Below are 894 nucleotides of genomic sequence, written 5' to 3'. Positions count from 1 at the left end.
GAGGCTTGCTAGGAGAGTTCGGGCTGATCGAGGCCCGCAAGGGCGTGGCGGCTACGCGGGCATTGCTGGCCCGGGTGCTGGAGGAGAGCTGCGGCCTGCCGGCTGCCATGCGCAAGCTTATGGGTGAGCTGCAGGAGGAGCTCCAGGAAAAAGACAATCGGATCGCCCTTCTGGATCGCCTGATTCAGCAGCAGGCGCGTCAGGATGAGCGGGTGCAACGCCTGATGCAGATCGAGGGCCTTGGTCCGATCAGCGCCACGGCGATGGTGGCGGCAGTAGGCGATGCGCGCCAGTTCAAGTCAGGCCGGCAGCTGGCGGCCTGGCTGGGGCTGGTGCCCAATCAACATTCCAGCGGCGGCAAGGAGCGCCTGGGCAGCATCAGCAAGCGAGGCGATACGTACTTGCGCACCTTGCTGATCCATGGTGCTCGGTCTGCCCTCAACGCGAGCGCGAAAAAGACCGACCCACGCAGTATCTGGATCAATGAGGTGAAATGTCGACGCAACACGAACATAGCCACAGTGGCCCTGGCGAACAAGAATGCCCGGATCATCTGGGCGCTCCTGAGCAAGGGCGAGCGCTATAAAAACGCTGCGTGTTGAACGCAGTAACCGAGCAACAGGCAACACCGCAGCAAGCGCAATACCGTAGAAGATCCACCACGATTGCACAGTGACAGACAGTGATGACGAACCGGTCGAACCGGCATGTGTGAACGCTTAGAAACCCGCAGGCCCTCTGCATGACAAGGCCGCTAATCCGATCAGCCACACATGAGCGACTACTTCATCAAGGCTCGAAGTGACAAACCACTTCAGTAGAAGCCGGATATACGGTAGCAGTCGTACCTTGGTTCAAAAGCACTGTTTTTTACTGGCAAACCGGGAGGAGTCC

The 894-nt window shown here is 59.5% G+C and carries 1 protein-coding gene; it reads left to right on the top strand.

What is annotated here, in order from left to right:
• The coding region (locus NAV32_RS17590) for an IS110 family transposase (protein ID WP_256054065.1) at positions 1–602 on the top strand (602 nt) is incomplete at its 5' end.
• Positions 603–894: the final 292 nt, after the last annotated feature.

This window comes from Stutzerimonas stutzeri, assembly GCF_024448695.1.
GTDB lineage: Bacteria > Pseudomonadota > Gammaproteobacteria > Pseudomonadales > Pseudomonadaceae > Stutzerimonas > Stutzerimonas stutzeri_T.
The sequence above is the reverse complement of the archived record's forward strand: the minus strand, read 5'-3'. Positions and strand labels throughout refer to the sequence as shown.